This is a genomic window from Rhodococcus sp. WB9 (genome assembly GCF_007558985.1).
Lineage (GTDB): Bacteria > Actinomycetota > Actinomycetes > Mycobacteriales > Mycobacteriaceae > Rhodococcus_F > Rhodococcus_F opacus.
In genome coordinates this window covers 1,825,965-1,852,493 of sequence record NZ_CP041769.1, presented here as the reverse complement: position 1 = coordinate 1,852,493, position 26,529 = coordinate 1,825,965, and the positions used below count along the sequence as shown (strand labels likewise).

At 68.6% G+C, this 26,529-nt stretch carries 24 protein-coding genes; 11 read left to right on the top strand and 13 right to left on the bottom strand.

Annotation, left to right across the window (positions count from 1 at the left end; all coding sequences use genetic code 11):
* Positions 1-85: 85 nt before the first annotated feature.
* On the bottom strand, positions 86-1,534 hold the full coding sequence (locus FND50_RS08620) for a hypothetical protein (RefSeq protein WP_144285455.1): 1,449 nt from the start codon (positions 1,532-1,534) through the stop codon (positions 86-88).
* Positions 1,531-2,406, bottom strand: a complete 876-nt coding sequence (locus FND50_RS08615; protein ID WP_144285454.1) for a hypothetical protein — start codon at positions 2,404-2,406, stop codon at positions 1,531-1,533. Before FND50_RS08615 ends, FND50_RS08620 begins: the two co-directional genes overlap by 4 nt.
* Before the next feature lie 122 nt (positions 2,407-2,528).
* On the opposite strand from FND50_RS08615, the gene trmB reads away from it, so the two are divergent.
* The 3 genes from trmB to FND50_RS08600 are packed head-to-tail and all read left to right on the top strand — an operon-like array spanning position 2,529 to position 7,007.
* Positions 2,529-3,305 carry a tRNA (guanosine(46)-N7)-methyltransferase TrmB gene (gene trmB, locus FND50_RS08610; protein ID WP_186301322.1) on the top strand — a complete coding sequence of 259 codons (777 nt, stop codon included), beginning with the start codon at positions 2,529-2,531 and terminating at the stop codon, positions 3,303-3,305.
* A complete protein-coding gene (locus FND50_RS08605; RefSeq protein WP_005258582.1) occupies positions 3,302-4,033 on the top strand; it encodes an NYN domain-containing protein in 732 nt (243 codons plus the stop codon). Before trmB ends, FND50_RS08605 begins: the two co-directional genes overlap by 4 nt.
* 10 nt (positions 4,034-4,043) lie before the next feature.
* On the top strand, positions 4,044-7,007 hold the full coding sequence (locus FND50_RS08600; RefSeq protein WP_144285452.1) for an MMPL family transporter: 2,964 nt from the start codon (positions 4,044-4,046) through the stop codon (positions 7,005-7,007).
* Here the strand turns inward: FND50_RS08600 and FND50_RS08595 are convergent.
* The 5 genes from FND50_RS08595 to FND50_RS08575 form a co-directional block, all read right to left on the bottom strand.
* Positions 6,982-8,853 (bottom strand): DUF2339 domain-containing protein, encoded by a 1,872-nt coding sequence (locus FND50_RS08595; RefSeq protein ID WP_144285451.1) that lies wholly within the window; start codon positions 8,851-8,853, stop codon positions 6,982-6,984. The two genes, FND50_RS08600 and FND50_RS08595, sit on opposite strands and share 26 nt — an antisense overlap.
* Before the next feature lie 66 nt (positions 8,854-8,919).
* Positions 8,920-9,570, bottom strand: a complete 651-nt coding sequence (locus tag FND50_RS08590) for a DUF1707 domain-containing protein (protein ID WP_144285450.1) — start codon at positions 9,568-9,570, stop codon at positions 8,920-8,922.
* 61 nt (positions 9,571-9,631) lie between these two features.
* Positions 9,632-10,300, bottom strand: coding sequence for a response regulator transcription factor (locus tag FND50_RS08585; RefSeq protein ID WP_144285449.1), 669 nt, complete (start codon positions 10,298-10,300; stop codon positions 9,632-9,634).
* A complete protein-coding gene (macS, locus tag FND50_RS08580; protein ID WP_144285448.1) occupies positions 10,293-11,495 on the bottom strand; it encodes a MacS family sensor histidine kinase in 1,203 nt (400 codons plus the stop codon). Before macS ends, FND50_RS08585 begins: the two co-directional genes overlap by 8 nt.
* Positions 11,479-12,729, bottom strand: a complete 1,251-nt coding sequence (locus FND50_RS08575; protein WP_144285447.1) for an AI-2E family transporter — start codon at positions 12,727-12,729, stop codon at positions 11,479-11,481. The genes macS and FND50_RS08575 overlap by 17 nt, the downstream gene beginning before the upstream one ends.
* A 188-nt stretch (positions 12,730-12,917) precedes the next feature.
* On the opposite strand from FND50_RS08575, the gene FND50_RS08570 reads away from it, so the two are divergent.
* Both FND50_RS08570 and FND50_RS08565 read left to right on the top strand, forming a co-directional pair.
* Positions 12,918-14,375, top strand: coding sequence for an adenylate/guanylate cyclase domain-containing protein (locus tag FND50_RS08570; RefSeq protein ID WP_005258596.1), 1,458 nt, complete (start codon positions 12,918-12,920; stop codon positions 14,373-14,375).
* 28 nt (positions 14,376-14,403) lie between these two features.
* Complete coding sequence (locus tag FND50_RS08565; protein WP_144285446.1) at positions 14,404-15,537, top strand: YbhN family protein; 1,134 nt, start codon at positions 14,404-14,406, stop codon at positions 15,535-15,537.
* Between the two features lie 21 nt (positions 15,538-15,558).
* On the opposite strand, the gene FND50_RS08560 is transcribed toward FND50_RS08565, so the two are convergent.
* Positions 15,559-16,398, bottom strand: coding sequence for an alpha/beta fold hydrolase (locus FND50_RS08560; RefSeq protein ID WP_144285445.1), 840 nt, complete (start codon positions 16,396-16,398; stop codon positions 15,559-15,561).
* A gap of 77 nt (positions 16,399-16,475) precedes the next feature.
* Here FND50_RS08560 and FND50_RS08555 point away from each other — a divergent pair, with 77 nt between their 5' ends.
* Positions 16,476-17,054 (top strand): TetR/AcrR family transcriptional regulator, encoded by a 579-nt coding sequence (locus FND50_RS08555; RefSeq protein ID WP_144285444.1) that lies wholly within the window; start codon positions 16,476-16,478, stop codon positions 17,052-17,054.
* 101 nt (positions 17,055-17,155) lie between these two features.
* Complete coding sequence (locus tag FND50_RS08550) at positions 17,156-17,710, top strand: YceI family protein (protein WP_144284550.1); 555 nt, start codon at positions 17,156-17,158, stop codon at positions 17,708-17,710.
* Between the two features lie 23 nt (positions 17,711-17,733).
* Here FND50_RS08550 and FND50_RS36700 read toward each other — a convergent pair whose 3' ends face one another.
* Complete coding sequence (locus FND50_RS36700; protein WP_260850942.1) at positions 17,734-18,195, bottom strand: flippase-like domain-containing protein; 462 nt, start codon at positions 18,193-18,195, stop codon at positions 17,734-17,736.
* 93 nt (positions 18,196-18,288) lie between these two features.
* Here FND50_RS36700 and FND50_RS36695 point away from each other — a divergent pair, with 93 nt between their 5' ends.
* The gene (locus FND50_RS36695) at positions 18,289-18,795 is read left to right on the top strand and encodes a hypothetical protein (protein ID WP_260850941.1); all 507 of its coding nucleotides are present in this window, start codon (positions 18,289-18,291) and stop codon (positions 18,793-18,795) included.
* Here the strand turns inward: FND50_RS36695 and FND50_RS08540 are convergent.
* Positions 18,751-19,386 (bottom strand): TetR/AcrR family transcriptional regulator, encoded by a 636-nt coding sequence (locus FND50_RS08540; RefSeq protein ID WP_144285443.1) that lies wholly within the window; start codon positions 19,384-19,386, stop codon positions 18,751-18,753. The genes FND50_RS36695 and FND50_RS08540 overlap by 45 nt on opposite strands.
* A 105-nt stretch (positions 19,387-19,491) precedes the next feature.
* Here FND50_RS08540 and FND50_RS08535 point away from each other — a divergent pair, with 105 nt between their 5' ends.
* A complete protein-coding gene (locus FND50_RS08535) occupies positions 19,492-19,872 on the top strand; it encodes a DUF3054 domain-containing protein (RefSeq protein ID WP_007299218.1) in 381 nt (126 codons plus the stop codon).
* A gap of 56 nt (positions 19,873-19,928) precedes the next feature.
* Complete coding sequence (locus FND50_RS08530; protein ID WP_005263665.1) at positions 19,929-21,401, top strand: peptide MFS transporter; 1,473 nt, start codon at positions 19,929-19,931, stop codon at positions 21,399-21,401.
* Between the two features lie 8 nt (positions 21,402-21,409).
* On the opposite strand, the gene FND50_RS08525 is transcribed toward FND50_RS08530, so the two are convergent.
* The 3 genes from FND50_RS08525 to FND50_RS08515 form a co-directional block, all read right to left on the bottom strand.
* On the bottom strand, positions 21,410-22,147 hold the full coding sequence (locus FND50_RS08525) for a sulfite exporter TauE/SafE family protein (RefSeq protein ID WP_144285442.1): 738 nt from the start codon (positions 22,145-22,147) through the stop codon (positions 21,410-21,412).
* Between the two features lie 90 nt (positions 22,148-22,237).
* A complete protein-coding gene (locus FND50_RS08520; protein WP_081276677.1) occupies positions 22,238-23,917 on the bottom strand; it encodes an NTF2-like N-terminal transpeptidase domain-containing protein in 1,680 nt (559 codons plus the stop codon).
* A 96-nt stretch (positions 23,918-24,013) separates the two neighbouring features.
* Complete coding sequence (locus FND50_RS08515; protein ID WP_144285441.1) at positions 24,014-25,822, bottom strand: penicillin-binding transpeptidase domain-containing protein; 1,809 nt, start codon at positions 25,820-25,822, stop codon at positions 24,014-24,016.
* A gap of 95 nt (positions 25,823-25,917) precedes the next feature.
* Here FND50_RS08515 and FND50_RS08510 point away from each other — a divergent pair, with 95 nt between their 5' ends.
* Positions 25,918-26,484 (top strand): hypothetical protein, encoded by a 567-nt coding sequence (locus tag FND50_RS08510; RefSeq protein WP_005243791.1) that lies wholly within the window; start codon positions 25,918-25,920, stop codon positions 26,482-26,484.
* The last annotated feature ends 45 nt before the right edge of the window (positions 26,485-26,529 follow it).

Below are 26,529 nucleotides of genomic sequence, written 5' to 3'. Positions count from 1 at the left end.
CGGACCAGTTTCCCGCACAAATCAAGACATATCAATATAATTCAACACGATCCCACACGAAAGCGGGCGAACACCGGTCAGGCACCTATGTATTCAGACGTTCGATGCGGCGATTCGGTTCCCCCGACTGCCTGCGGACCTCCTGCAGCCCCCGGTCGACGGCCCCGAGGTCACGTTCACAGGACGACAGCTGCCCGTTGCGCCTCGCGGCGAGGCGACGCAGTTCACCGTCGATCTGCGCGACCCGCTCGTCGACGTCCCGGGCGCAGACCCGGCTCTCGGCGATGATCGCCTCACTCGCCTGAGCCTCGGCCGCGAGCAACCGAGCGAGGACGAACTGCTCCCACTGGGACCGCACGTGCACCAGCGCCTCGGTGGCCCACTGCCGCACGTGGGCACGCTCGGCGACGTGCCCGCGCGCCCGGGTCAGCCACCACGCCGCGACGGCTCCCAGCGCGAGGGTGAGCGGGATGGTCGCGATGTCCAGCGCGGGCACCATCGACAGCGGCGAGACCACCAGCCTGCCCAGCCCGAGCCCGGCGGACGCACCGATCAGGATCGTCATCCGGTCTTCGAGTCCGCGGTGTCGCGGCTCGGGCCCGTCCGGCGCAACCGGCTCCGGCAGCGGAACGACGGCTTCGGGCGCGGACACGGTGACGCCGACCCGCGACCGCAGGTCGGCGAGGCGCGCGGCGACCGCGGCATCGACCGCACCACTTCGCTCGCGCACCATTTCGGCCAGCCGGTCGGGGTAGCCCTCGAGCGTCCCGCGGCCGGCACGGTCGATTTCGGCGCGCGCGGTCGTTCCGGCCGCGCGAAACTGGGCGGCCACCTCGTGCATCAACTCGACCTTCGCGAGCTGGACCTGACCGCGGAGCTGCGCGACCCGTTCGGTGCGCCTGCCGTCCCGCAGCGTCATCGCGCGAACCCGCTCGGCGCGCAGTTCCGCGCCGGGCTCGGTCTCCCGCACGGACCGGGCAGTGGCCGCGATCATGCGCCGGGTCTGCTCGAGCACGGCCTCGGTGGCGGAACGCGGGTCGGGGGCCTGGGCGCGGACGGCACGCAGGAGTGCCGCGAGCAGCGCCTCGGCCCCGGAGCCACCCGCCGCCACCGGGTGGATCTCTGCGTCGGCGAACCGCGCCGCATGCCGGGCGAGGAGGGCCCGGTTGCGTTCGCTCACCCCTGCCCAGTTCCGGTGGACCTCGGTCTTGGAGAGTGCGAAGACCACCGGACAGGCCGGTCGCGCGACGACGTCCAGAACGGACAGCTCCTCCCGTCCGAGTGGTGCCGCGGCGTCGAGCACCATCAGGACCACGCGGGCATCGATCGGGTCCTCCACGAACGTGAGCGCGGACGCGTCGAGAGCGCGGAGCCGGCCGACGAGCGTGGTCTTCCCGGAGCGCCGCGGCCCCGCCACGAAGACACCGCGCTGCGGGGATTCCCCGGACTTCAGGCGGGCGACGCCGTCGGGGTTCCATCGCGTCACCACGTCGACGGTCTCGGCGGGCAGATCCGACAGCTGTTGCGTCGTCACGTTCCGGGGCTGCCGCTCAGCTGCTGCCAGACCCGAATGTAGTGACGCCGGACGTCGACGACCGCCCGGCGCCGGCGGGCCGTCGGTTGCCGGGCGAGTTGCGCCCGCCACCAGTCCGCGCACCGGGCGGCGTCCGCGGCACTGGACGGCGGCCCTGGCGCCTCCGCGACGCAATCGGCGAGATGAAGCCTGGCCGCGGCGGCCGCGAGCGCGACAGCATGGTCCCCGGCGAGATACCGCTCCAGCACGTTGCGGGATGCCGAGCTGCGCGCCGCCTGCGACCGCAAGGTGTTCAGCAGGGTCTCGGCGCGGCGTGCCCGGGATCGTGTGACCCGGTCGGCGACGGCGGCCGACACCGCGTCGATCCCGGACTCCGGTGCCGGCCCTCCGATCGCGAGCGTTCCGATGAGGGGCAGAGCCGGGAGGCCGCCTTCCTCCGAGCACTCGGCGGCACGCGCGGTCGCCGTCGCCCAGGCGTCGGCTGCCACGCGCGACGCGCCCAACGTGTCCGACTTGTTGAGGACGAACAGAGCCTGCGCCGGATCCAGCGTCCGCGCGGCGTCCCGGTCGGCGTCGCGCACCGACTCGACGAGGACGTAGACCACGACGTCGCCGTCCAGCGTGGGGTCGGGCGCACCGGGCACGTCGACGGCGTCCGCTTCCTCCACGACGGCGTCGGCGATCCCGTTCGCGGTCAGCGCCGAGGCCACGGTCGACCTGCCCACACCCGCTCGACCCGCGGTCTGGACCCGGATCGGCGCCCGAAACGCGGCCACGGCGCCGCGCACACGGTCGCCGGTAACCCCGTCCAGTGCCGCCACTCGTTCGGCGAGATCCGCCAGTTCCCCGCCCCCGGCATCTGCAGTGCCCATGACGCAGTCACCCCCCTTCGTCCCGCGCCGATTCTGTCAGACTCGCCCCGAATCGGCGTGGGCAACCGTGCAGGCTGGGCACCGGATTATCGAAAAAGTCTCAAGGTGAACTTCAGACCCGAATCCCGGAAACGCCCCTCATGCGTGACAATGGTCCGGTGAACCACGCTGATCAGGATGCACCCGCCGTCCCCGAGGAGGGGCAGACGAAGGACTCGAAGGGGTCTCGTCTCCACCCGAGGGTGACCAGTTTCCGCTCGCGCAGGGGCGCTCTGACCGCTGCGCAGCAGGAGTCGTGGGACCGGCAATGGCCCCAGATCGGCGCGGACGTCTCGGACAATCGCCTGGATGCGCCGTCGTGGTTCGGCCGCGACGCCCCTCTGATCCTCGAGATCGGCTCGGGCACCGGTACCGCCACCGCGGCGATGGCGAAGGCCGAACCCCACGTGAACCTCATCGCCGTCGAGGTCTACCGGCCCGGCCTCGCACAGTTGCTTCAACAGATCGAACGGGACGAGATCCCGAACATCCGGGTCCTGCGCGGCGACGCCATGGATGTCCTGGAGAACATGATCGAGCCGGAATCGCTCACCGGAGTCCGTGTCTTCTTCCCGGACCCGTGGCCGAAGGCCCGCCATCACAAGCGGCGCCTGCTGCAGTCCCCCACTTTCGCCCTGATCGCGAGCCGGCTGAAGGCCGGCGGTGTGTTGCATGTCGCAACAGATCACGCCGAGTACGCCGAGGCCATCGCCGAGGCAGGCAACGCGGAACCCCTCCTGACCTCCCTCGACTGGGAATCGCCGATGACGCACGAGCGTCCGGTGACGAAGTTCGAGGACAAGGCCCACCAGGTCGGCAGTGCGATCACCGAGTTGATTTGGGGGAAGATCAGGTCATGAGCGTCAGCGAGCAGTACTCCGACATAGCCGGCGCGGTCCCGGCAGGCACCGCCGTGTCGTCAGGATCTCCCGTGGCGGGTGCACGTGACGGACGCCACCAGAAGCGGGTCCTCCTCGTCTGGGACGCCCCGAACCTCGACATGGGCCTCGGCGCGATCCTCGGCGGCCGGCCCACGGCCGCCTACCGGCCACGATTCGACGCGCTCGGCCGCTGGCTGCTCTCCCGGACCGCGGAACTCTCCGCGTCCGGCACCGACACACTCGAACCCGAGGCGACGGTCTTCACCAACATCGCGGCTGGCAGCGCCGATGTCGTGAGACCGTGGGTCGAAGCCTTGCGTAATGTGGGCTTCGCGGTGTTCGCCAAGCCGAAGATCGATGAGGACAGCGACGTCGATTCCGACATGCTGGACCATATCGCGCTTCGTCACGGCGAGGGGCTGGCCGGTGTCATGGTCGCCTCCGCCGACGGTCAAGCGTTTCGCGAACCGTTGGAGGACATCGCCGCGACCGGCATTCCGGTCCAGATACTCGGGTTCCGCGAGCACGCCAGCTGGGCGGTCGCGTCCGACCTTCTGGACTTCGTCGATCTCGAGGACATCCCCGGCGTGTTCCGGGAGCCACTCCCTCGGGTCAGCCTCGACACACTGCCCGACGAGGGTGCCTGGTTGCAGCCGTTCCGACCGCTTTCCGCCCTGCTCGTCGGGCGGAAGAGTGCTGCCGAGTAGGAGTTGATCAGTGTTCGCGAGCTGGGGAAGCGTCGTCTACCGGGCCCGATTCACCGTCATCGGCATCATGGTTGCCTTGTTGCTCGGTTCGGCCGCGTACGGCCTGGGCCTCGAGAAGCATCTCAGCCAGAGCGGCTGGGACGATCCGGGCTCGGAGTCGGTCGCCGCGGCCAAGCTGGCTGACGGCACCTTCGGTCGCGACACCAACAGCGACGTCGTGGCGCTCTATACGGCGCCCGAGGGCAAGACGATCGAAGACCCCGAGTTCCAGGCGAAGGTCGTCGAAAATCTCGAACGGCTGGCCGCGGAACACCCGGACAAGATCCTCAAGATCAACGGCGGTTACTTCAAGGTCGGCAGCGCACCGCAGCTGGCGTCCGCCGCGGACGCCGACAAGCAGCACGCGATCGAGAGCATCGCGATCGTCGGCGACAACGACACCGAGGTCACAGCCAATTTCCGCGACGTCAAGGACGAGTTCTACATCGACGGCGTCGACGTGCAACTCGCCGGACTCCAGCCCGTGTCGGGTGCGCTCAACGACACGATGGCCAAGGACATCAGGCGAATGGAGATCCTCGCGATCCCGGCCGTCGGCATTCTGCTGTTCTTCGTGTTCGGTGGTGTCGTCGCGGCGGCGCTGCCGCTGATCATCGGCGGCCTGACCGTGGTCGGGGCCAACGGCGTCGTCCGGTTGATCACCAACTTCACCGAGGTCAACTCGTTCGTCGCGCCCGTGGTCTCCCTCGTGGGGTTGGGTCTGGCCATCGACTACGGGTTGTTCATCGTCAGCCGGTTCCGAGAAGAGATGGCGGAGGGGTACGACACCCGCTCCGCCGTCCGCCGCACGGTGATGACCTCGGGCCGCACCGTGGTCTTCTCGGCGACGATGATCGTCGCCAGCCTCGGCGGTCTGCTGCTGTTCCCGCAGGGCTTCCTGAAGTCCGTCGCCTACGGCGCCATCGCGACTGTCGGCCTGGCGGCGCTGACGTCGATCACGATCCTGCCCGCGATCCTCGGCATCCTCGGCAAGCGTATCGACGCCCTCAGCCTCGACCGTTTCCGTCAGACCAAGAACACCGAGGAGATCGAGGCGAGCATCTGGGGCCGGCTCACCCGCTGGGTGATGCGTAACCCGCTCAAGGTCACCATCCCGATCGTCGTCGGTCTGCTCCTGCTGATCGTGCCGCTGACGGGCATCAAGTTCGGTGGCATCAACGAGACCTACCTTCCGCCGGACAGCTCGACCCGCGCCGCGCAGGAACAGTTCGACGAGATCTTCCCGAATCTGCGCACCGAACCGGTCAAGCTCGTCGTGTCCGACGCCGACAACAAGGCGCTCGGCCAGATCATCAAGGAAGCCAGTGGCGCGCCGGGCCTGATCGAGCGATTCACCCCGGAGGGCGCGGCCAAGGACGGTGTGGTCGTCCTCAAGGCAGGTCTCGTCGACCGCAACGAGTCCAAGCCGACCATCGATTATCTGCGCGCCATGGACAGTCCGGACGGCGTGCAGGTACTGGTGGGCGGCACCCCGGCGATCGAGCAGGACAGTATCGCCGCGCTGCTCGACCACCTGCCCACGATGGTGATCTCCGTCCTCGTCCTGACGACGCTGCTGATGTTCCTGACATTCGGCTCGCTGGTGCTGCCGATCAAGGCGGCGTTGATGAGCGCGCTGGGCCTCGGGTCCACGCTCGGCATCCTGACGTGGATCTTCATCGACGGTCACGGCTCGGAGTGGTTGAACTTCACCCCCGGCCCGATCATGTCGCCGGTGCTGGTGCTGATCATCGCGATCGTCTACGGCCTGTCCACCGACTACGAAGTGTTCCTGCTCTCGCGCATGGTCGAGGCGCGGGCGCAGGGGGCCAGTACGACGGAGTCGATCCGCATCGGCACGGCGCACACGGGCCGCATCATCACCGCGGCCGCTCTCATCCTCATCGTCGTCACGGGCGCGTTCGGGTTCTCGGAACTGGTGATGATGAAGTACATCTCCTACGGCATGATCGCCGCGCTGATCATCGACGCGACCCTCATCCGTATGTTCCTCGTTCCGGCCACGATGAAGCTCCTCGGCGACGACTGCTGGTGGGCGCCGGCGTGGATGAAGCGGATCCAGGAGAAGACGGGTCTCGGTGAGCCCATCCTCGACAACGAGCTGATGCCCACCGACGTCCCGGAGCTCACCCCGATCGGAGCCGTCCCGCCGCAGCGCAAGCTCGCGGCGCCGCCCGCACCCCGGAAACCGGAACCGCTCACCGAGCCGATCCCGTTGGTCACCGCACGGGCGCTGGCCGCGAAGATGTCCGAGGACGACGCGAAGGCGCGCCGGGCGCAGAACGAGGCTCGCCGGTCGGCGACCGGCCGTCCCGCTCGGGCACCGGAGGAGATCGAGGACACGCCGACCGCGGAACCGCAGACCACTGTGCTGCCGCAGCCTGCTCCGCCGCGTCCGGCCCCGACGCAGTCGCGGCCCGCACCGCAGTCGCGTCCTGCTCCGCGGCCCCGTCCGGCGGCCCCCGCCCCGGGTCCGGCCACCGAGTCGCGTCCGATCGAGAGTTGGCTCGCGGACCTCCGGTCCACGTCGGCCGCCGAACCGCGGCCGATCTCCTCACCCGCCGAACCGCGACCCAGTGCGTCGGCGCCGTCACTGCCGACCCGCTCGCCGCGCTCGGTGCCCGCACCGTACGAGCAGGAGACCCCCCAGTCGTCTCCTGCCCGCCCGGTGCCGCCGATTCCGTCGAGGCGCCGTGCCGCCGAGCCTTCGGAACCCGTGAACGGCAGCAGGCGCAGTAACGGCTCGCCCGCGAACGGAACCCCGCCCAACGGCGCCCCGACCAATGGCTCGCGTCGCCGCAGCGTCGAGGAACCGCCCGTCGATCCGGACGACGCCTCGAGCGGCAGGCACCGCGCGGACGACGGCAACGCCGTCAGCGTCAGCGAGCTCATCGCTCGGCAGAACCGGCGCTGACGGAGCCGTTCGGCGTTCCGCATCCTGCCTCCCGCTCCGCGAACTCACGCGCGTAGCGGGTGCCGGCGAGGAGTAACAGCAGACCGACCACGAGGAACGCGAGGACGCGGAACAGGCCGTCGAGGGTGGCCAGGTCGAACAGGAACAGTTTGGCCAGCGCTGCGGCGGTCAGTCCGAGCCCGACGCCGAGCGCGGTGTGCGCGTAGTCGCGGCGGGCCAGTCCGAACACCAGCGCCGCTGTCGCCGCCGCCATCCACGCGATGGTCGCAGCGCAGTGTCCGGCGATGAATCCTGCGGACGTCCCGGTGAGCGCCGTTCCCGCGGACACCGTCGCGGTGGTGACGGCGTACAGGATCACCAGCCCGGCGAGCACCCACCACGGCTGGGCGGTATTGTCGCTCAGCAGCTTCAGCGTGTGCGCGTACCAGACGAACAGGAACACGGTTCCCGCCAGCACCAGCGAGGACAGCACCGTGGTCACCCCGAGCGAGTCGAGCGCGCTGTACTCGTCGACGAGGACGAACGGCGGCGCGGTGATCACGAAGGCGAACCCGCCGACGACGGTGAACACTGCGCCGACGGCATACGCGATCCGCGACTCCGCCTGCCCGCCGATGGTGAGGAACAGTGCCGCCACCCCTAGCAGGACGAGCGGCGCGAGGTCTTCGCTCGAACCGATGAGGCAGGCCTCGAGCAGAGCGAGGGTACCCACGCCCGCGAGCGCGATCCGTGCGTGTCCCGGCAACCACCGCGCCGACGCGAACGCGGCGAACATCGCGGCGGCCAATGCCAGCGCAATCAGCGTGGACCCGAGCCGGTCGAAGAGGTGGCCGATCACCAGCGTCGGGACGGCCGTCGTGACGATCATCGCGGTCGCAGTGACGTCACGGGAGTTGCTGCGCAACAGGATGATCGACGAGACGAGCCCGAACAGGGCGACCAGGGCGGCGGACGCGAGCAGCCAGAACCTCTCCGGTCGGTCGGACAGTCCGGAACTCGCGATCGCGATCAGCAGCGCGATCACCACCGGGCACGTCCGTGCGATCGCCAGGTACAGCCAGTCGCGACCGAGTTGCGCGGGGAAGCTGGCGACCTGGATGACGAACAGGAATCCGATGAGGGTGAGCGTGATGCCGTCGGTGAGGACGGGTGCGAGCACGGCGGCGCCGGTCACCACGAGCAGCGCGAGGGGTTGCGAACCCCACCTGACCGCCAGTGCGACACCGGCTCCCGCGATCCCGAGTGCCACGACCATGGCGAGCACCGGCAGCAACCAGTGATAGACGACCGCCACGGCCATGACGTCGAGGTAGGCGCCGGCAATACCCGTCGCCGCGAGCGCGATCCCGCCGACCCGGCCGCCGGGCCGTCCGAAGACACGGGTACCGGTGTAGACGAGACCGGCCGAGAACAACCCGCCCGCCACGACGCGCAGTTCCGGACCGAAGAAGCCGGCCTGCGCCGCCAGCACGAGCAGCATCACGACACCGATCAGGGTGACGGCGACGCCCGCGACGGCCAGCACGCGGCTAATCACCCCGTCGCGCTGCCACCAGGGTTCGCGAGCCACCCGGGGAGGTGGCGGCGGAGCGGGACGGTACGGGACGGCCGGTGCGAGCGGCGGGGGCGGCTGGGCGACCGGGGGTCGGTACATCGGCTGCGACGCCGGCTGGGGTTGCGGCTGGGGTTGGGGTTGCGGCTGGGGCCGCGGGACGCTCGCGAGCTGCGCCTGCAGGACGGCGAGGTTCTCACCCACGTGACGCATCTGCTGCCCGAGCGCCGAGAAGTCACCGGAGAGCTGCGCGACCAACCGGGGGTCGATCGAAGGAGTACCAGGTGTGGACATAGATCAATCGTCCTGCGGCGACGGCACCCACACATGAGTAGGCCTACTCGAGAGGCCTGCGTCGTGCTACCCGAACATTCGGCGAATCGAGGTGCCGAAAGGGTGTTTGGCCGTCACGTTCCCGAACCTCACCTTGCCTCGCACGACGACGTGCAGCGGGCCGATGGGCGGGCCGGTCCGCACCTTGTTGGTCGCGGAACCACCGACCGTTTCCACGCCGTTGAGGTCGACTGTCGCCTCTTCCGGCACGATCAGCGAGATCGTGCTCGCGTAGTCGTCGATCGTCACGTGCACCACCTGCGTGGTCATGACGGCCCGCGTGAAGTCGAGCGTGACCGTCGACAGCCGGGTGTTCACCTCGAGGGCGGGGGGAACGTTCCACAAGCCGGTGCGGCTGACCGACGACATCCGGCCCCGGATGACCTCGCCCGGCGGTGGCGCGGGCGACCGGTGCGCGACCGGCGGAACCGGCGGCGCCGGTCGAGACACATACGGCTGGTCGGGGTACGGCGGCGGCGTGAAGTCGGAGATCAGCTGGATTCCCGGCAGATCCACCAGCACGACGTTCAGCTCTGCCCGCGTCTTCGCGGCGAGTGCCGTGTCCATCCGTTCGGTGAACTCACCGAGCGAGAGCATCCCCTGGCCCACCGCCCGCTGCAACAATTCGCCGACGTGTTCGCGCTCCGCATCCGATACGCGTAGGTCCCGTGCCTCCATACCGACCAGGCTAGCGCCCGTGAGTACTTGTTAACCGCCCGCGGTTAACAAGTACTCACGGCTACTCGAGGCCCTGCTCGATGGCGTACCTGGTCAGCTCGACGCGGTTGGCCAGCTGCAGCTTGCGGAGCGTGGCCTGGACGTGGTTCTCGACGGTGCGGTGACTCAGCGACAGCTTGGTTGCGATCTGCTTGGCGCTGAGCCCTTTCGCGACGAACCGCAGAACCTCGGTCTCTCGTTCCGTGAGTTGGGGGACGGCGGGACCCTGGTCGTCGGCGGGCGCACTCGACATCCGGCGGTACTCCCCCAGCACGAGTCCGGCAAGCCCCGGCGTGAACACCGCCTGCCCCGCCGCGGTGGCCCGCACCGCGTCCAGCAGCTCCTCCACGGACGCGCTCTTCACGAGGTACCCGGACGCACCGGCCTTGACGGCGTCGAGGACGTCGTCACGCTCGGACGAGGCCGACAGCACCAGCACCCGGCTGTCCGGCGACACCTGGAGGACGGCGGCGGTGGCCGCGGCGCCGTTTCCGTCGGGCAGTTGCATGTCCATGAGCACGACGCCGGGACGGGTCGCGGCGGCCCGACGTCCCGCCGCGGCGACGCCGTCGGCCGTGGCGACCACGGTGAACCCGGCGCCTTCGAGGTCGCGGGCGACCGCGTCCCGCCACATCGGGTGGTCGTCGACGACCATCACGGTGATCTGCTCGCCGGTCTCCGTGTCACCCATGCGTTTCGTCTCCCTTCGGCACGCGGATCTCCCATTCGGTGCCCTGACCGGGTTCGGTGTCGAGTTCGGCGGTGCCGCCGAGCGCGCCGACGCGGCCCAGAATGGATTTCGATACTCCCATGCGGCCCTCCGCCTCCGCTTCGGCCAGCCGTCCCGGGGCGATTCCGCTGCCGTCGTCGCGGACGCTGACGATCACCTCGTCGCCCAGATCCTCCAGCAGCACGTACGCCCGGGCGCCGGTCCCCGCGTGCAGTGCGACATTGGACAGTGCCGTGTCGACGATCGCTACGAGTTCCGTCGCCCGGTCGCGCTCGATAGTCACCGGATCCGCCTGGGTCGACACGGACACGGTGGTGCTCGCCCGCGTGCCCAGCAACAGTCGCAGATCGATCAAGCTTCCACCCAGATCCGACGCCACACCCGCGCCTTGCTCGGAGATGAGCATGCGCAGCGCCACCTCCTGCTCGCCGGCGAGATCCGCGAGTTCGGCTGCGGGTCCCCCGATCTCGTTGCCGCGGCGGCGGACGAGCGCGAGCACCTGCAGGACGCCGTCGTGCACCTCACGGGCGAGTCGTTCCCGTTCCTCGGTGGCGGCGGCCAACCGCACCGCCTGCTCCAGCTGGGCCTGCGCACGCCTCGCGGTGGTGGTGGCGAGCCCGAGCGCCAGCCCCACCGACACCAGAACCGGCGCCGTCGCGTCCCGCCACAGGTCGAGGTTGACCTGGTCGCGCACCACCGCGCTCACCGTCGCCATCAGCACACCGGACGCCATCCCGAGCCACGGCCCGCCGAAGACGGCGGCGGAGATCACCGCGTTGGTGACCCACAGAGTCGTCGGCAGCGTCTGATGGTGGTTGTACCAATCATGATCGGCGACAAGGCGGGTCGACGCCATCAGCGCGATGACGATCAGCTGGTCGGCGATCACCACCTGGTAGCGCGGGACCTTCCCGTGGGACAGCAGGACGGCCGAGAGTCCCGACCACACCGCCATCAGGGCGACGAGGAACCAGCTCAGCCGCTGATGGGTGTAGTACTGCACCGACACGATCTGGTAGCTGATCGCGTACACCAGCGTGACGAGGCGGAAGGCCTGCGCCGCCCGCCACAGCGGTGCGTCCGGCTGGGTATCGAGCTCGGTCGCGGCCCGCGGCCGGTAGTGCAGGCGGGAGCGGTGCTCATTCCGGTCGGTCATGGGTCTGGGCGGTGTCGTCGAAGTGCGGGTCGTCGAGGCGCGGGTGGGCGGGATGCGGCGGGTGCGGGACGTCGGCCTCGGCGGGATAGAGCGGGACTGCCGGGTCGTCGACCTCGAGTGCGTCGTAGGTGGCCTCGGGATCCGCGGACATGAGCGAGCGCACCGCCGTGTTCAGCAGCGCGACGATCGGCACCGCCAGGAGGCCGCCGACGATCCCGGCGAGCACGATGCCGGTGGTGATGGCCAGCACCACCGCCAGCGGGTGCAACCGGACCGCGCGGCCGAGCAGCAGGGGTTGCAGCACGTGGGCCTCGAGTTGCATCACCCCGATGATGATGCCGAGCACGATCAGCGCGGTGAGGAATCCCTTGGTGACGAGGGCAACCAGCACAGCGAGGAACCCGGTGAGGAACGCACCGACGATCGGGATGAACGCACCGATGAACACGAGCGACGCCAGCGGCAGGGCGAGCGGAACCCCCAGAATCGCCAGTCCCGCGCCGATTCCGATGGCGTCCGCGGCGGCCACCGCCACCGTGGCCCGGACGTACCCGATCAGCGAGCCGAACCCCTGACTCCCCGCCAGCCGGACCCGTCGCCGCGACGCGGTGGGGACGAGGCGGGTGACGAACTCCCAGATCTGAGATCCGCCGTAGAGGAAGAAGATGAGGGTGAACAGCGTCAGCAGGGCTCCGGTGAAGATCTCGCCGACGACAGTGGCGGTGGTCAGTGCCCCACTCGTCAGCTGCTGGCGGTTGTCCTGGATGGACTTCACCACCGAGTCGCCGGCCTGCCGGATCTGATCCTCGCTGAAGTGCAACGGGCCGTCCGTGAGCCACCCCTGGATCTGTGTGACGCTCGCCTCGAATTGTTCGGTCAGGCCGGGAAGACCTTCGATGAACTGCTCGACGACGAACGTCATGATCCCGGCGACGATGCCGATCGAACCGATGAGGACGACCAGGACGGCAGCCGACCGCGGCACGCCCTTGCCCTGCAACCAGTCGACGAGCGGCACCAGCAGCGCCGACGAGAGCAACGCCAGACCTATTGGAATGAGGACGGTGTCGAGCCTGGTCACGATGTATCCGAGGGTCAGCAGGCCCGCGAAGATGACGAGGAGCCGCCACGTCCATTCGGCCGCCACCCGCACCACCGGGTGCACGGACGCCGAGGGGTGACCCCCGCCCTGTGTTACCGCGGCAGTGTCCGAGCGTTGCTCGTTCGCGTTCACGTGCGGAGCGTATCGAGGTTCGGACAGTGCCGGGCGATTCGCGTACGAAACACGCGCGCAGGGCACGCATATGCGCCTTTTGGGGGACGTGTCCTACGCCACCCGGTACACCCCCCGCTAAATTGAACGGCGTGCGGAAATCCTATAGAGCGATCGCGGCGACGGTCCGCAGCAGATGGCCGCTCTATATGGTTTCGATGCTCCTCGCCAATTTCATCGGCGCCATCCTCGTCTTCGCGTTCGTGCGTTACGGCGTGCCCATCCCCGAATCGCAGGAAATCATCGCCGACCGGGTCCGCAACGTCGCGATCTTCGGTGGCTATCTCGCGTTCGCCGCCGTGGTGAGTCTCACGGCCGCGGCGATGATGCTGAGGTCGGTCGTCCGCTGGCAGTTGCGTGGGGGTCCGCCGACGCGCAGCGAGCAGATGTCGGCGCTGCACGCACCGCTGCGACAGGCGATCGTGCACCTGGTGCTGTGGATCCTCGGCGGCATCATCTTCGTGCTGCTCACCATCACAGAGATGCCGGAACTCGCGGTGGCGGTGATCGTCACCGTCTGCATGGCCGCGACCACGACGTTCGGTTTCACCTACATGCTCGGCGAACGCATCCTGCGTCCCGTGGCCGCCCGCGCGCTCAGCGAGGGCGAGTTCGACCGGACCATGGCACCCGGCGTCGGTACCCGGATGGCCATGACGTGGGGTCTCGGAACGCTGATGCCGGTCATCGGCATCATCCTGCTGTGCGTGACGCAAATAACCACCGACCTGGTGTTCTCCCCGAACGCGCTCGCGTGGGCGATCATGCTGCTGTCGATCATCGCGATCGCGCAGGCGTTCGCGCTGTCGATGCTGACGGCCAGCCAGATCTCCGACCCGATCAAACAGCTGCGACGGGCCATCGAACGCGTCCAGCGCGGCGCCACCGACGTCCGGGTCGAGGTGTTCGACGGCAGCGAGATCGGGCGACTGCAGGTCGGGTTCAACCGCATGATGCGCGAATCGGACGAACGGCGGCTGCTGCGCGAACTGTTCGGTCAGCACGTCGGTGAGGACGTCGCACGGCGGGCCCTGCAGTTCGGTACCGAACTCGGCGGGGAGACGAGGTTCGTCGCGGTGCTGTTCGTCGACATGGTCGGCTCCACCGGCGCCGCCGCGGAGCGTCCCCCGGGCGAGGTCGTGAACCTGCTCAACGAGTTCTTCCGCGTCGTCGTCGACGTGATCGACCGGCACCACGGCTTCGTCAACAAGTTCATGGGTGACGCGGCTCTCGCGATCTTCGGCGCCCCGCTCGACCGCCCCGACGCACCGACGGCGGCGCTGGCGGCGGCCCGGGAGCTGCGGTTCGCGCTGAACGAGATCACCGGCCTCGACGTCGGTATCGGCGTCTCCGCAGGCCTCGCCGTCGCCGGCAACATCGGCGCCGCCGAACGCTTCGAGTACACGGTGATCGGCGACCCCGTCAACGAGGCGTCGCGGCTCACCGAACTCGCCAAGCTCCACCCCAGCCGTGTGCTGGCCTCGACGAGCGCCCTGTATTTCGCGGACGACGACGAACAGGCGCACTGGGAACTCGGCGAACAGGTCCAGTTGCGGGGGCGCCGCCGCAATACCCATCTGGCTTGGCCGGAGGACTATCCGGAGTAATCCGCTACCCGTTGGTTACGCTGGCCAGGTGGCCCAGCCTCGATCCGACCCGCCCACTGCCGAGCCTCCTCGGCAGCGAAGCCGATACTGGTGGATCAAATGGCTACTCGGCGCCGGCCTCCTGGCCCTGCTGACCGTCGAGGGCATCTACCTGTGGCCCACCCTCAGCGACTCGTGGAAAGCACTCACCGAGATCCACTGGGGGTGGGTCGCGGCATGTATCGCGGCCCAGGCCGTCTCCCTGAGCGGGTACGGCGCGGTCCAGCAGCGGCTGCTGCAGGCGGGCGGTGTCGTCGTCAGCCAGCTGAAGTCGGTGTCGGTGATCTACGCGAGCACGGCGATGGCCGTGAGCCTGCCCGCCGGTCAGGTGTTCTCCACCGCCTTCACCTACAAGCAGACCCGCAAGTGGGGTGCCACCCCTATCGTCGCGTCCTGGCAGCTGGCGATATCCGGAGTGATCGCCGCGGGCAGCCTCGCGCTGCTCGGCGCCGCAGGCGCGTTCGCGGTGGGCACCAAGGTGAGTCCGGTCACGCTGGCACTGTCGCTGGTGGCCGCGTTCGGACTGTTCTACGGACTGCGATACATCTCACGTAACCCCGACTCGATCGAGTCGATCGGACACTGGGTGCTGACCCGGTACAACAAGTTCCGCAAGAATCCCCCCGAGACGGGCGTCGAACGGTGGAAGGAGATCCTGAGCCAGCTCGATTCGGTCGAGCTGAGCCGCAGGGATTCCGTCATCACGTTCGGGTGGTCGGCGGTGCACCGGCTCGCCGACGTCGCGTGCCTCGGCTTCGCCTGCTGGGCGGTGGGCGCGGAACCGTCGTTCGCGGGCCTGCTGATCGCGTTCGCCGCAGCCAAGGCCGTGGGCAGCATTCCACTCGCGCCGGGCGGGCTGGGGTTCGTCGACGGCACCCTGATCGCGACGCTGACGGCGGCGGGAGCCACCGCCTCGCAGGCCCTGGCGGCCGTGTTCGTCTACCGCGTCGTCAGCTATATCCTCGTCGCGCTCGTCGGCTGGGTGGTGTTCTTCATCCTGTTCCGGCACAACCAGCACGAGGACCTGGAGATGGACCTCGAGTTCGAGCGCCGGGAGCAATCGTCACCGACCACCAAGCGCACGAAGCACACCGGGAACCCCGAGCCCGACTCCCAGCCGTGAGTACTCCTTAACCGCCGGACGTTAAGAAGTACTCACGGGTGGCGAAGCCGCCACCACGTCCGGCCGGTCCTCGGGCATCAACGTGTCACTGTCCTCGACCTCCCGTAGTTGGGCGTGCGGGTACAGTTCCGCCAACCGCCGGCCGTGGTCGCGGGGCATCACCTTGTCCTCGACGGCCCACAGCACGAGGACCGGCCGGTCGAAGCTCCGGTTAGCTTCCGCCCAGTCCAGCAGCGTCGGCTTGGGTGGCAGCGACGTCGTGTACTTGCGCAGGTCTCGCCGCACCCGGCGGTCGGTGGTCGCGGGCCGGAACCACCCGTCCATCACCGGTTTCGGTACCGGTCGCTTGCTCATCCAGCCCCACGCCGCCGGCGCCCGGCGCATCGCCCGGAATCGCAACGCCTGCATGGTCAGGGCGAGCCCACCGGGGATCGCCACCGCGACACCTATCGCGCGACCGGGAATTCCCGGCGGATAGTTGTCGAATGCCTCGAACGGCGTGAGGACCAGCGCCGCGACGCGGCTGGTGTCACCGAGCGCGATGAGCACTTGCGCGCCGCCCCAGTCGTTTTGCACGAGGGTGACGTGCGCGAGGTCGAGTCGCTCGAGGAACTCCCCGATGAGCAGTCCGAGGCCGCGTAGCGAGAGGTCGGCGTCCTCGTGCATCGGAATGCGGTGCGCGCCGAGCGGGAGGGTGGGGAGGATGCAGCGGAAGTCCGGAGCGAGTCGCTCCACCACGTGTCGCCACACGGTGCCGTCGATCGTCAGCCCGGAGATGAACACGAGGACGGGGCCGTCGCCACCGGTGGCGTGGTACTCGACGGTGCCTGCGGAGCGGTCGATCGGCTTCGTGGCGCTCACTCCATTTGATAGATCGTTCTACTGGACTTCACGTTACGATCAGGTAGGCACCGAGCGCACCGGTCGGAGGCAGGAAAGTGAAAGACACGAAGGCCCGGATCCTCGGCACCAGCGGCGAACTCTTCCGCCGCAACGGATACACCGGGACCGGACTCAAACAGGTCGCGGCGGAGGCGCGCGCCCCGTTCGGATCGATCTACCACTTCTTCCCCGGCGGCAAGCAGCAACTCGGCGAGGAGGTCATCCGCTCGTCGGGCGAGGAGTACGCCCGACTCGTGTTCTCCATCCTCGACGCGCATCCCGACATCCTCGAGGGGATCGAGGTGGGGTTCCGGTTGGCGGGCGAGACCCTGGTGGCCACCGATTACGCGGACGCCTGCCCCATCGCCACGGTCGCACTCGAGGTCGCGAGCACCAACGAGGTGCTCCGCGTGGCCACGGCCGACGTATTCACGAGCTGGATCGACTCGGGCAGCGCCCTGCTGCGCGCCCGCGGATTCGCCGAGACCGATGCGCGGCGTCTGATCCTCGGCTTCGTCACCAGCCTGGAGGGCGCGTTCGTCCTGGCCCGCGCACTCCGCAGCACCGAACCCCTCGATGCCGCCGGCGCCACGGTCCTCGCCGCCGCGCGGGCCTGCCTCCCGTTGCGCGAGTGACAGGCGTCACATTCGAGTTGCGGAAGAAATCCACCGGGTTCATAGTTGAACCTACAAGACTTGAACATTCAACTAATTGAGTCGACGATCCGAGGAGTTTCATGACCACCGCCACCGCCACCCTGCCCAACCTCACCGCCGGAACCTGGGCCATCGACAGCGTCCACTCCACCGTCGGCTTCTCCGTCCGCCACCTCATGGTCAGCAAGGTCCGCGGCACGTTCAACGACTTCACCGGCGCGATCACCGTCGCCGAGGACGGCACCGCCGCCGTCACCGCCGAAATCCAGGTCGCATCCATCGACACCAAGAACACCGACCGCGACGCCCACATCAAGTCCGCCGACTTCTTCGACGCCGAGCAGTACCCCACCGCCACCTTCACCTCCACCGCCGTCCGCGCCAAGGGCGACGACTACGTGGTCGACGGCGAATTCACCCTCCACGGCGTCACCCGCCCCGTCGAGCTCGCCCTCGAGTTCAACGGCGTCAACCCCGGCATGGGCAACGGACCGGTCGCCGGCTTCGAAGCCACCACCGTCCTCAACCGCAAGGACTTCGGCATCACCATCGACATGCCCCTCGAAGGCGGCGGAGCCGTCGTCGGCGACAAGATCACCATCACCCTCGAGATCGAGGCCGGCCTGCAGGCCTGACCCCACCCGCACCACGCGCCCCGTCATCCACCAGGACGACGGGGCGCGGTCGTGCCGCGGGCGTACCCGGCGGCGAACAGCACTGCCCACCCGATCGCACCGATGAGGGCGAAGCTGATCAGCCGGTACAGCATCACGGCGGCAGTCGCCTCGTCCGTGCCGAGCCCGCCGGCGACGAACGCCACGATCAGGGCGCCGTCGACGACGCCGATCCCGCCGGGAATCAAGGGGATGCTCGACGCGGCCATGCCCGCGACGTAGGCCGTCATCGCGAGGCCGATCCCGACGTCGGTGACACCCACCGCGCGGCACGCGGCGATCAGGCACAGCAGGTCGTTGATCCAGTTCAGTGCCGCGAACACACCCCCGAGCACCCAGTCCCGCCGGCGCGGCCGGATGAGGGACAGTTGCTCGACGAGGGCGCGGACGCGTTCGACGCCCGAGGCCGCGGGTCTGCGTAGGAACGCGTTAGCCCAGCCGAGCATCCGCTCCCCTGCACGCACGAGCAGTTCCGGTCGACGCACGAGTTCCCGGATCGCGAAGGCGAGGCCGAGGACCCCAGGATCTCGCCGCCGACGGTGAGCGGATCGGCATGCGCCCGGACGCCGACGGTCGCCCCGAAAATTCCGAGGGCCCCGAGCGCGAGCGAACTGATGATTCCCGACGCGAGCATCGTCCAGGCGACCAGTGGATTGCTCGCACCCGACGTGCGCAATCTCCTGAACGTCAATCCGCCGGACACGAGATGTCCGGCGGGGAGCGTGACGGACAGCGCGTTGGACGCGAAAGTCAGTGCGATCGAACGATGGAGTGCCACCCGGAGACCACCCGCCGCGAGCAGTTGCCGCTGCAGTCGCGCGAACGTCGTCATCGACGCGATCTCGGCGATCACCGCCAGCACGAGCCACCGCCACCGCGGGTGCAGCAACGTGCCCGACGCCCGCGCGATGTACGGACTCGACACCAGAACCTCGACGACCAGCGCTCCGGCCGCGGCGAGCGCCACTGCCGTTCTGGGTACCGAGCGCCCGCGCCACACGTCAGTGACGTTCATGGGAGGCGACGCCGGTCCGCGACCGGGGTAGGTCGAGGACCCCGGCCTCGATCTCCGCGAACGCCGAATCCAGCAACCCGAGGAACCGCTGCGCGTCGTCGCCGGGCTGCCACTGCAGATACGCGGTGCGCAGGACGGCGAACGCCGTGTTGACGAGCAGCACACTGCAGAGCGCGTCAACCTGATCCGGTTCGACCCGGGCGTCGACCCACTCTTGGACGAACTGCTGGAATCGCTCGCCGGCGGCCTTCGTCGACTGCGCGAGGTGGGGCGCCGCATCCAGAATCCGCCGTTGCACTGTGAGGGTGGCGGCGTTGTGGACGATATTCGCGCGGATGATCTCGCGGACCGACACCCACATCGGTTCGCCGGCGGGACGCTCGTCTGCCAGTGCCTGCCACCGCTCACAGTCACCCGGTCCGGGGTCGAAGAGCAGCGCTTCCTTGGACTCGAAGTAGTTGAACAGCGTGCTCTTGGACACGCGCGCCGCGGCGGCGATCTCTTCGACGCTGACGTCGTCGTAACCGCGGGTGTCCACCAGGTCGAGGGCGCACGCGTGCAGCGTCCGCCACGTCTCGATCTTCTTCGAGACGCGGAGACCTGATCCGCTGTCCGTCGCCATGAATCGACCCTAGTCCAAACTTGGACCGAGTACAATTTTCTTCCCGGTCCACTGTTGGTGTGAGTCCGCATCTCGCCGGGAATGCGGCCCCTCTAGGCTGGCCGTGTGAAGAAGTACCTCCCCGCGCTCGTCCTGGACGTCGTCCTCGTGATCGTGTTCTGCGCCATCGGCCGCCGCAGCCACGACGAAGCCAACGCCCTGACGGGTCTGGCCACGACGGCGTGGCCGTTCCTGACCGGCCTGGCGGTCGGCTGGCTCGCCACCGTCGCGCTCTACCGCGACAAGTTCGACGCCTTCCTCATCGTCCCGACCGGCATCGTGGTGTGGCTGTCGACGCTCGTGGTGGGCATGCTGTTGCGCGTCGTCAGCGGCCAGGGAACGGCGTTCAGTTTCGTCCTCGTGGCGGGCACGGTGCTCGCCGTGTTCCTCCTCGGCTGGCGGGCCGTCGCGAAGATCCTGACGAAGTCGCGCGCCACCACCCGATAGCGGCGAATCCGCCCCGACGGCACACGCACACCCGCTCGAGGTGAGACAGTTTTCCCATGAGTGACACCATCGATCCGGCCCGGGACGAGAAGCGGTCCGACCGCAGCTTCTTCGGCCAGCCGTTCGCCCTCGCGAACCTGTTCGGCGTCGAGATGTGGGAGCGGTTCTCCTTCTACGGGATGCAAGGCATCCTGATCTACTACCTCTACTATTCCGCCGCCGACGGTGGCCTCGGAATCGCCGAGTCGTCCGCGACCAGCATCGTCGGCGCCTACGGCGGCACGGTGTATCTGTCCACCATCCTCGGCGCGTGGATCGCCGACCGGCTCCTCGGCTCCGAACGGACCCTGTTCTACAGCGCCATCCTCGTCATGCTCGGCCACATCGCCCTGGCCGTGTTCCCGGGGCTGTGGGGTGTGGGCATCGGCCTGGTCTGCGTCGCATTCGGTAGTGGCGGGCTCAAGGCCAACGCCACATCTCTCGTCGGTGATCTCTACGACGAGGACGACGACCGCCGGGACGCCGGATTCTCCATTTTCTACATGGGTATCAACCTCGGCGCCCTCGTCGGCCCGTTGCTCACGGGCTGGGCGCAGGACTCCATCGGATTCCACGCCGGCTTCGCGCTCGCCGCGATCGGCATGGCCCTCGGACTGATCCAGTACACGCTCGGCCGCAAGCACCTCCGCGGCATCGGTGCGGAACCGCCCAATCCCCTCCCCCGCGCTCAGCGGCCCAAGTGGATCGCGATCGGCGCCGCCGCGGTCGTGGTGATCGCGGCCCTGTCCCTGACCGGGGTGATCACCGCGGCCAACATGTCGGACATCGTGGTCGGCCTCACCATCGTCGCGGCGATCGGCTACTTCGCGATCATGTTGTCGAGCCGCCGCATCACCGCCGTCGAACGCAGCCGCGTCTACGCGTTCATCCCGATGTTCATCGCCAGCGCGGTGTTCTGGTCGCTGTTCCAGCAGCAGTTCACCACCGTCGCGGTGTACTCCGACAAGCGACTCGACCGCAACCTGTTCGGCTGGGATTTCCCGCCGTCGTGGGTGCAGTCCATCAACCCGGTCTTCATCATCATCTTCGCCGGCGTCTTCGCGGCCGCGTGGACGAAGCTCGGACCCCGTCAGCCGTCGTCGCCGATCAAGTTCGCGGCGGGCACCGTCATCATGGGTATCGCGTTCCTGGCGTTCATCCCGATGTCGGGTGGCGGCGCGAACAGCGCACCGCTGCTGGGTCTGGCCGGAATCCTGTTGCTGTTCACGTTCGCCGAACTGCTGCTGTCCCCGGTCGGGCTGTCGCTGTCGACCAAGCTGGCGCCCGAGGCCTTCCACACCCAGATGGTGGCGTTGTTCTTCCTGTCCGTCGCCCTGGGCACCGCCATGGCGGGCACACTGGCCGGCTACTACGACGAGAACAACGAAGTTCCGTACTTCACCGCGGTCGGGCTGGGCTCGATCGCCGTCGGTGTGCTCCTCGCCATCGGGTCACCGTGGATCCGGCGTCTGATGAAAGGTGTGCACTGAGCGTCGTCTCAGCGCACCCACAACCACGCGGCCAACCCGAATCCCGCGATCGCGATGACGATGCGGAGGACGGACGGTGGTATCCGCCTGACGACGGGCGGGCCGCACCAGCCACCGGCCAGGGCGCCGATCGCCATCGCGGCGGCGGCGCCCCAGTGGACGGGGCCGAAGACCGCGAACCCGATCGCCGCCACCAGGTTCGCGACGCCGAGGAGAAAGCTCTTCAGGATGGTCGCGCGCCAGATCTTCTCCGAGGTGAGGATCAGCGCGATCGCCAGGAAGATCACGCCGGCGCCCGCGCCGAAGTACCCGCCGTAGATGGCGACGACGAACAGCGACACCGAGTACGCGCGTGGCATGTCCCGCTCGCCCGCGAGCGCGCGGAGCCGGGGCTGCAACAGCAGCGCCAGCGCGGCGAACGCCACCATGAACGGAACGTTCGCCTCGAACGACCCCGCCGGGGCCACCAAGAGGATTCCCGCGCCGACCAGGCCGCCCGCAGCCGAGTACAGCGCCCAGCGCCACAGCTTGGGGCCGGTGTCGGCGACCTCCCGCGTCGAGTTGGACAGGGCGCCGACGCCGACCGCCACCATCGCGACCGTGTTGGTGACGTTCGCGGTCACCGGCGGAAGACCGACCGCGAGAAGTGCGGGATACGACACGATGGACGCCAGGCCGGTGACGAAGCCGACCAGTCCCGCGAAGAACCCCGCTACGACGAGAAGACCGATATCAAGCAGGGACACAAGGTAGAAACTTACCCTTGCTCACTTACTCCCTCAGCGCGGACGGCCCCGCCATTCCCTCAGTTCGCCGGCTTCGCCATCACCGTGTCCTCAGTTCGCCGGCTTCGCCATCTCACGGAACAGCATGTCGGTCATCTTCACCGCGCGGTCCCCACCGTCGGCGTCGGCGACGAAGACCGCGAAGGCCAGGTCGCCGCGTGAGCCGTAGAACCAGCGGTCGTCGCCGCTCGCACCGTTCATGCCCATGAGGTCCGGGTAGCCGTTGAGGAACGACGCCCCGCCCCGCACCACGTTGTCGCGCATCATGCCGCGGAGCTGGTCGTTGACGTTCGCCGGAAGCGGCTGAGCGGCCACATCCGTGGTGCCCGGCTGCCCCTGGACGATCATCGGTGTCGGCGCGCTGCCCCGCGCGATCGACGCGGCCAGCATGGCCATCCCGAACGGCGTCACGGCGGGCAGGTCGCTGTCCTGACGGTTCATCACCTGGTTCATGCCCGACTGGTCGGCGGTGAAGACGGCGGTCTGATGGTCGAGGCCCGGGATCTTGTAGTTCATGCCGAGCCCCAGCTGATTGCCTGCCTTCTCGATGTCCTCGATCGACAGCGACGACGGGTCGACGCCCTTCTGCAGTCCGGCGGCCTTCTTCACCAGGTCGAGGTTCGATCCGGCCGGGTAGAGCCCCTGGAACGCGATCGGCCCCTGCTCCATCGCCTGGTTGTTCTGTGCGGCGGCCAGCACGGCGCCGGAGGACGGCTGGATCGCGACGATCGTCGCGGGGGTGCCGACACTGACCACGGCTTCCTCGGCTGCCAGCTGCAGGCGGGAGTCCATGGTCGCGACGATGTCCGGTCCGGGCGGGCCCTGGAAACCTGCCTGCGGAATCAGCGTGCCGTCGGGGTCCACGAGGTGGACGGCCCAGCCGGCCGTGGCATCCCGGTTGGCCTGCCACACCTTGCGCAGCGGATCCAGCAGCGGTGTCGTGATGCGCCGATCCGCCGTGATCAGCTTCGGCGTCTTGATGGTGATGACGCCGGGGATCGCAAGATCCTGCTCGAGGAACTCCCAGTCCTGGTCGCGCAGCAGCACGGCGGTGACCTGCTGGCCGGGCTTCTCGGCCATCTCCGCCATCATCGTGTCGGACGTCACGAGGGGTGCCACCGGCTCGAGGACCTCCGCGAGACGCCGGGTGGTCGCGACGGGATCGGGCATCGTGGCGGGATCGAGGGTGACCGAGTTGATGGTCTGCTCGTTCATGAGCAACCCGCCGAACGCGTCGAAGACCCGCGGCGGAGCGGCGTCCGTCCGGTCGTAGCGGACGATACGCCCGTTGCCCAGGTCGGGCGCGAGGATCGACGGATCCCAGGAGATGCGCCAGCCGACGGACAGGTTCCGCACACCACCCTGAACCTGGTAGGTCCAATCCTTGCCCTCACCGAAATGCCAAGCGGCACCGACGGTGAAGAAGCCGGAGTCGGAGCCGAGATCCATGAACTGGGTCAGGTCGAACTTGGCGTCCTCGGGTTTGAGACCGTCGAACATCTGCTGAATCGCCGTCTCCGCGGCGTTGGGATAGGAGGTCTGCGCTGCCGCGGCAGCGGCGTCGCCCTCGTTCAGCGCGTTGACGAAGTCGTCGACGACCGACTGAGCGGTCGCCTCCTCTTTCGACAGCACACACGACGCCAGAATCACCGCCAAAATGACTGCCGACGTCAGGGCGATCACGTATCTGTTGCGGCGGCCAAGCGATCGTCCATTCCCCATGTCCACCATCTTGCTTTCAGTCACATGCGTAACAAGCACCATTTGCCTACGAAGGAGTTACGGTTGAGCCACAACTTATCCCCGAACAGCAACGCGCGAACGGGTTTATCGAAGAAAACGCCCCGCAGCCTGCACAGCAGGGGCCGAACTGTCACCTGTTGCTATAAAAACGGCAAATGCTAGGTCGTCCTTGATTCCGACGAACCAGCCGTGTGCGGGACCATTTCCCGACTCGGCCGTGCCCGTTTTGCCGAGCAGTCCCGGAATGTCCTGCAGCGCAGTCGCGGTACCGCCCGTCACAGTTTCGCGCATCATCGTCCGGAGGTCGGAAGTGACGTTCGCAGGCACGGTGGGCGCCGTCTTGTCGGCGGTTCCCGGTTGGCCTTGCACGATCATAGGCGACGGCGTCGAACCGTTCGCGATGGAGGCGGCCACCATGGCCATTCCGAACGGCGTCGCGGTCACCTGCCCCTGCCCGATCCCGGACTCGACACGGGCCGCCGGACTGTCTGCGACGGGCACGTTGCCGGTCACGGTCGTCAGCCCGGGCGTCACGTAGTCGACGCCCAGCCCGAACTGCAGCGCGGCTTGCTGCAGGGCGTCGGGCGGCAACCCGACCGCCAGCCGTCCCATGGTGGTGTTGCACGAACGGGCGAACGCGGTGTGCAGCGGGACCGCGCCCAGGTCGAATTCGTCGTCGTTGGGGATCTGCCTGCCCTCGATGTTCTCGGTGCCGGGGCAGGGCAGAACGGTGTCCGGTGTGGCGGCACCGGCCTGCAGGGCCGCGGACGTGGTCACCGTCTTGAACGTGGATCCCGGCGGGTAGAGGCCGGTCAGCGCGATCGGGCCGAGTGCATCGGCCGGAGCGTTCTGCGCCACCGCCAGCACCTCGCCCGTGGAGGGTCGCAGGGCGACGATCGCGGCCTGCTGCGGGACGTCGGCGAGCGCCCGCTCGGCAGCCATCTGCATCGGGAGATCGAGGGTCGTCGCGATGTCGGGGGCGTCGGGCCCCTGTTCACCGGCGATGCTCTTGGCCGAGCCGTCCTGACCGACCAACTGCACCGCCCAGCCGGCGGAGGCGTCCTGCCCCTCCTGCCACAGGTCACCGAGGCCCGCCAGTGTGGGTGAGGCCAACGCTTTGTCGGTGCTGAGCAGCCTGGTCTGCGGCGCCAGCGTCACGTCGGCGAGTTGCCGCAGCTGCGGTTCGATCGGCGCCAGGTCCTCGGCGCGCAACGAGATGGCCGTGACCGGCTTGCCCTGGGCGTCGGCCAGATCCTGCTGGAGCGAGGCCGCGGTGATCGTCGGCGCGATGGGTGACAGCAACGCCGCCACCGCCGCGGTGTCGGCCCCCTGTTCGAGGTTGACCAGCGTCACGACCTGTTGCTCGAGGATCGGTGCCCCACCCGCGGCGAGGACCTTCGGTGGCGTCCCGGTCGTGGTGGTGTACCGGACGGTGGTGTCGTCGGTGAGACCGGGTGCGAGCACGGCCGGGTCCCAGACGATCTTCCAGTCGTCGCCTTCCTTGGTGGCGTTGCCGGTGGTGCTGTACTTCCACTCCTGCCCCGGGGCGAACGGCCACGACACGTCCATCGTGAACGTGCCGCCGTCGTCGCCGGACTCCTGCACGTCGGTGCGGATGAACGTCCCGTCCTTGTTTCCGAGCCCGTCGTACATCGCCGTGATCGCGGCGGTGGCGGCGGCCGGATCGGTGGTGAGTTCGGCGGCGGCCTGCACGTCGTCGCTGTTCAGGGCGTCTGCAAACTGCTGCGAGACGGTGTCGGGCTGGTCCGGTCCGAAGAGTCCGCAGGCGGAGAGCACCGTCGCGAGGACGGCGATTCCGGCCGCTGCCTTCCGGGTGGGGGTGGGACGGATGGGGCTGTGACGAACGGTTGAGGTGCGCACGGACTCGATCATGCCTGACGTGGTGGCGCGCTTCGAATAATCGGTGTAATCATGTAATCAGTGCTGCATCGCAGTGATCGCGGCACCAGGGTCCCCAGGAGGACGCCATGAGAAACACACAAGGTCCGGGCCCGCGCCGCTTCGGCCGGCCCGGTGGATGGCAGCAGGCGGATGTCCCCGATGCGAGCGACGCGGCCGAATGGTTCGCCGGCCGTCTTCCCGACGACTGGTTCACCGGCCCCGCGACCGTCGAGGTCGACCGCGAGGAGATCGTGGTGGTCGGCGAATTGCCGCCCGTCGAGTCCGCCGACTCCGGTTCCGAGGCGGCGATCGACGGACGCATCTCCCGGTTCCGCGAAACGACCCGGGGCGATCGGATGCGCATCGCCGACGAGGCCGAGAGACGATACGGGCGCAAGGTCGCGTGGGGCGTCAGCCTCGACGGCCACAAGACGCTGTTCACCCACCTCGCCGTTCCGGTGATGACCCGGCTCCGCCAACCAGAACGCAAGGTTCTCGACACGCTCGTCGACGCCGGTGTGGCGCGGTCGCGATCGGACGCCCTGATGTGGACGGTGCGCCTGGCCGGCCAGCACAGCGAACAGTGGCTCGCCGAACTCCGCGACGCCATGGCCAAGGTGGACGAACTCAGGGCCGACGGCCCCCAGATTTAATTCGATTGCGCGGGCATCGGCGCCGTCCTATCGTGAACGGCACCG

Bases quoted from the DNA above. Each gene is read 5' to 3' on its own strand.
- FND50_RS08615 (WP_144285454.1), bottom strand. From the start codon at position 2,406: ATGGGCACTGCAGATGCCGGGGGCGGGGAACTGGCGGATCTCGCCGAA.
- FND50_RS08605 (WP_005258582.1), top strand. From the start codon at position 3,302: ATGAGCGTCAGCGAGCAGTACTCCGACATAGCCGGCGCGGTCCCGGCA.
- FND50_RS08595 (WP_144285451.1), bottom strand. From the start codon at position 8,853: ATGTCCACACCTGGTACTCCTTCGATCGACCCCCGGTTGGTCGCGCAG.
- FND50_RS08590 (WP_144285450.1), bottom strand. From the start codon at position 9,570: ATGGAGGCACGGGACCTACGCGTATCGGATGCGGAGCGCGAACACGTC.
- FND50_RS08585 (WP_144285449.1), bottom strand. From the start codon at position 10,300: ATGGGTGACACGGAGACCGGCGAGCAGATCACCGTGATGGTCGTCGAC.
- macS (WP_144285448.1), bottom strand. From the start codon at position 11,495: ATGACCGACCGGAATGAGCACCGCTCCCGCCTGCACTACCGGCCGCGG.
- FND50_RS08570 (WP_005258596.1), top strand. From the start codon at position 12,918: ATGGTTTCGATGCTCCTCGCCAATTTCATCGGCGCCATCCTCGTCTTC.
- FND50_RS08550 (WP_144284550.1), top strand. From the start codon at position 17,156: ATGACCACCGCCACCGCCACCCTGCCCAACCTCACCGCCGGAACCTGG.
- FND50_RS36700 (WP_260850942.1), bottom strand. From the start codon at position 18,195: ATGCTCGGCTGGGCTAACGCGTTCCTACGCAGACCCGCGGCCTCGGGC.
- FND50_RS08540 (WP_144285443.1), bottom strand. From the start codon at position 19,386: ATGGCGACGGACAGCGGATCAGGTCTCCGCGTCTCGAAGAAGATCGAG.
- FND50_RS08530 (WP_005263665.1), top strand. From the start codon at position 19,929: ATGAGTGACACCATCGATCCGGCCCGGGACGAGAAGCGGTCCGACCGC.
- FND50_RS08520 (WP_081276677.1), bottom strand. From the start codon at position 23,917: ATGGTGGACATGGGGAATGGACGATCGCTTGGCCGCCGCAACAGATAC.
- FND50_RS08515 (WP_144285441.1), bottom strand. From the start codon at position 25,822: ATGATCGAGTCCGTGCGCACCTCAACCGTTCGTCACAGCCCCATCCGT.
- FND50_RS08510 (WP_005243791.1), top strand. From the start codon at position 25,918: ATGAGAAACACACAAGGTCCGGGCCCGCGCCGCTTCGGCCGGCCCGGT.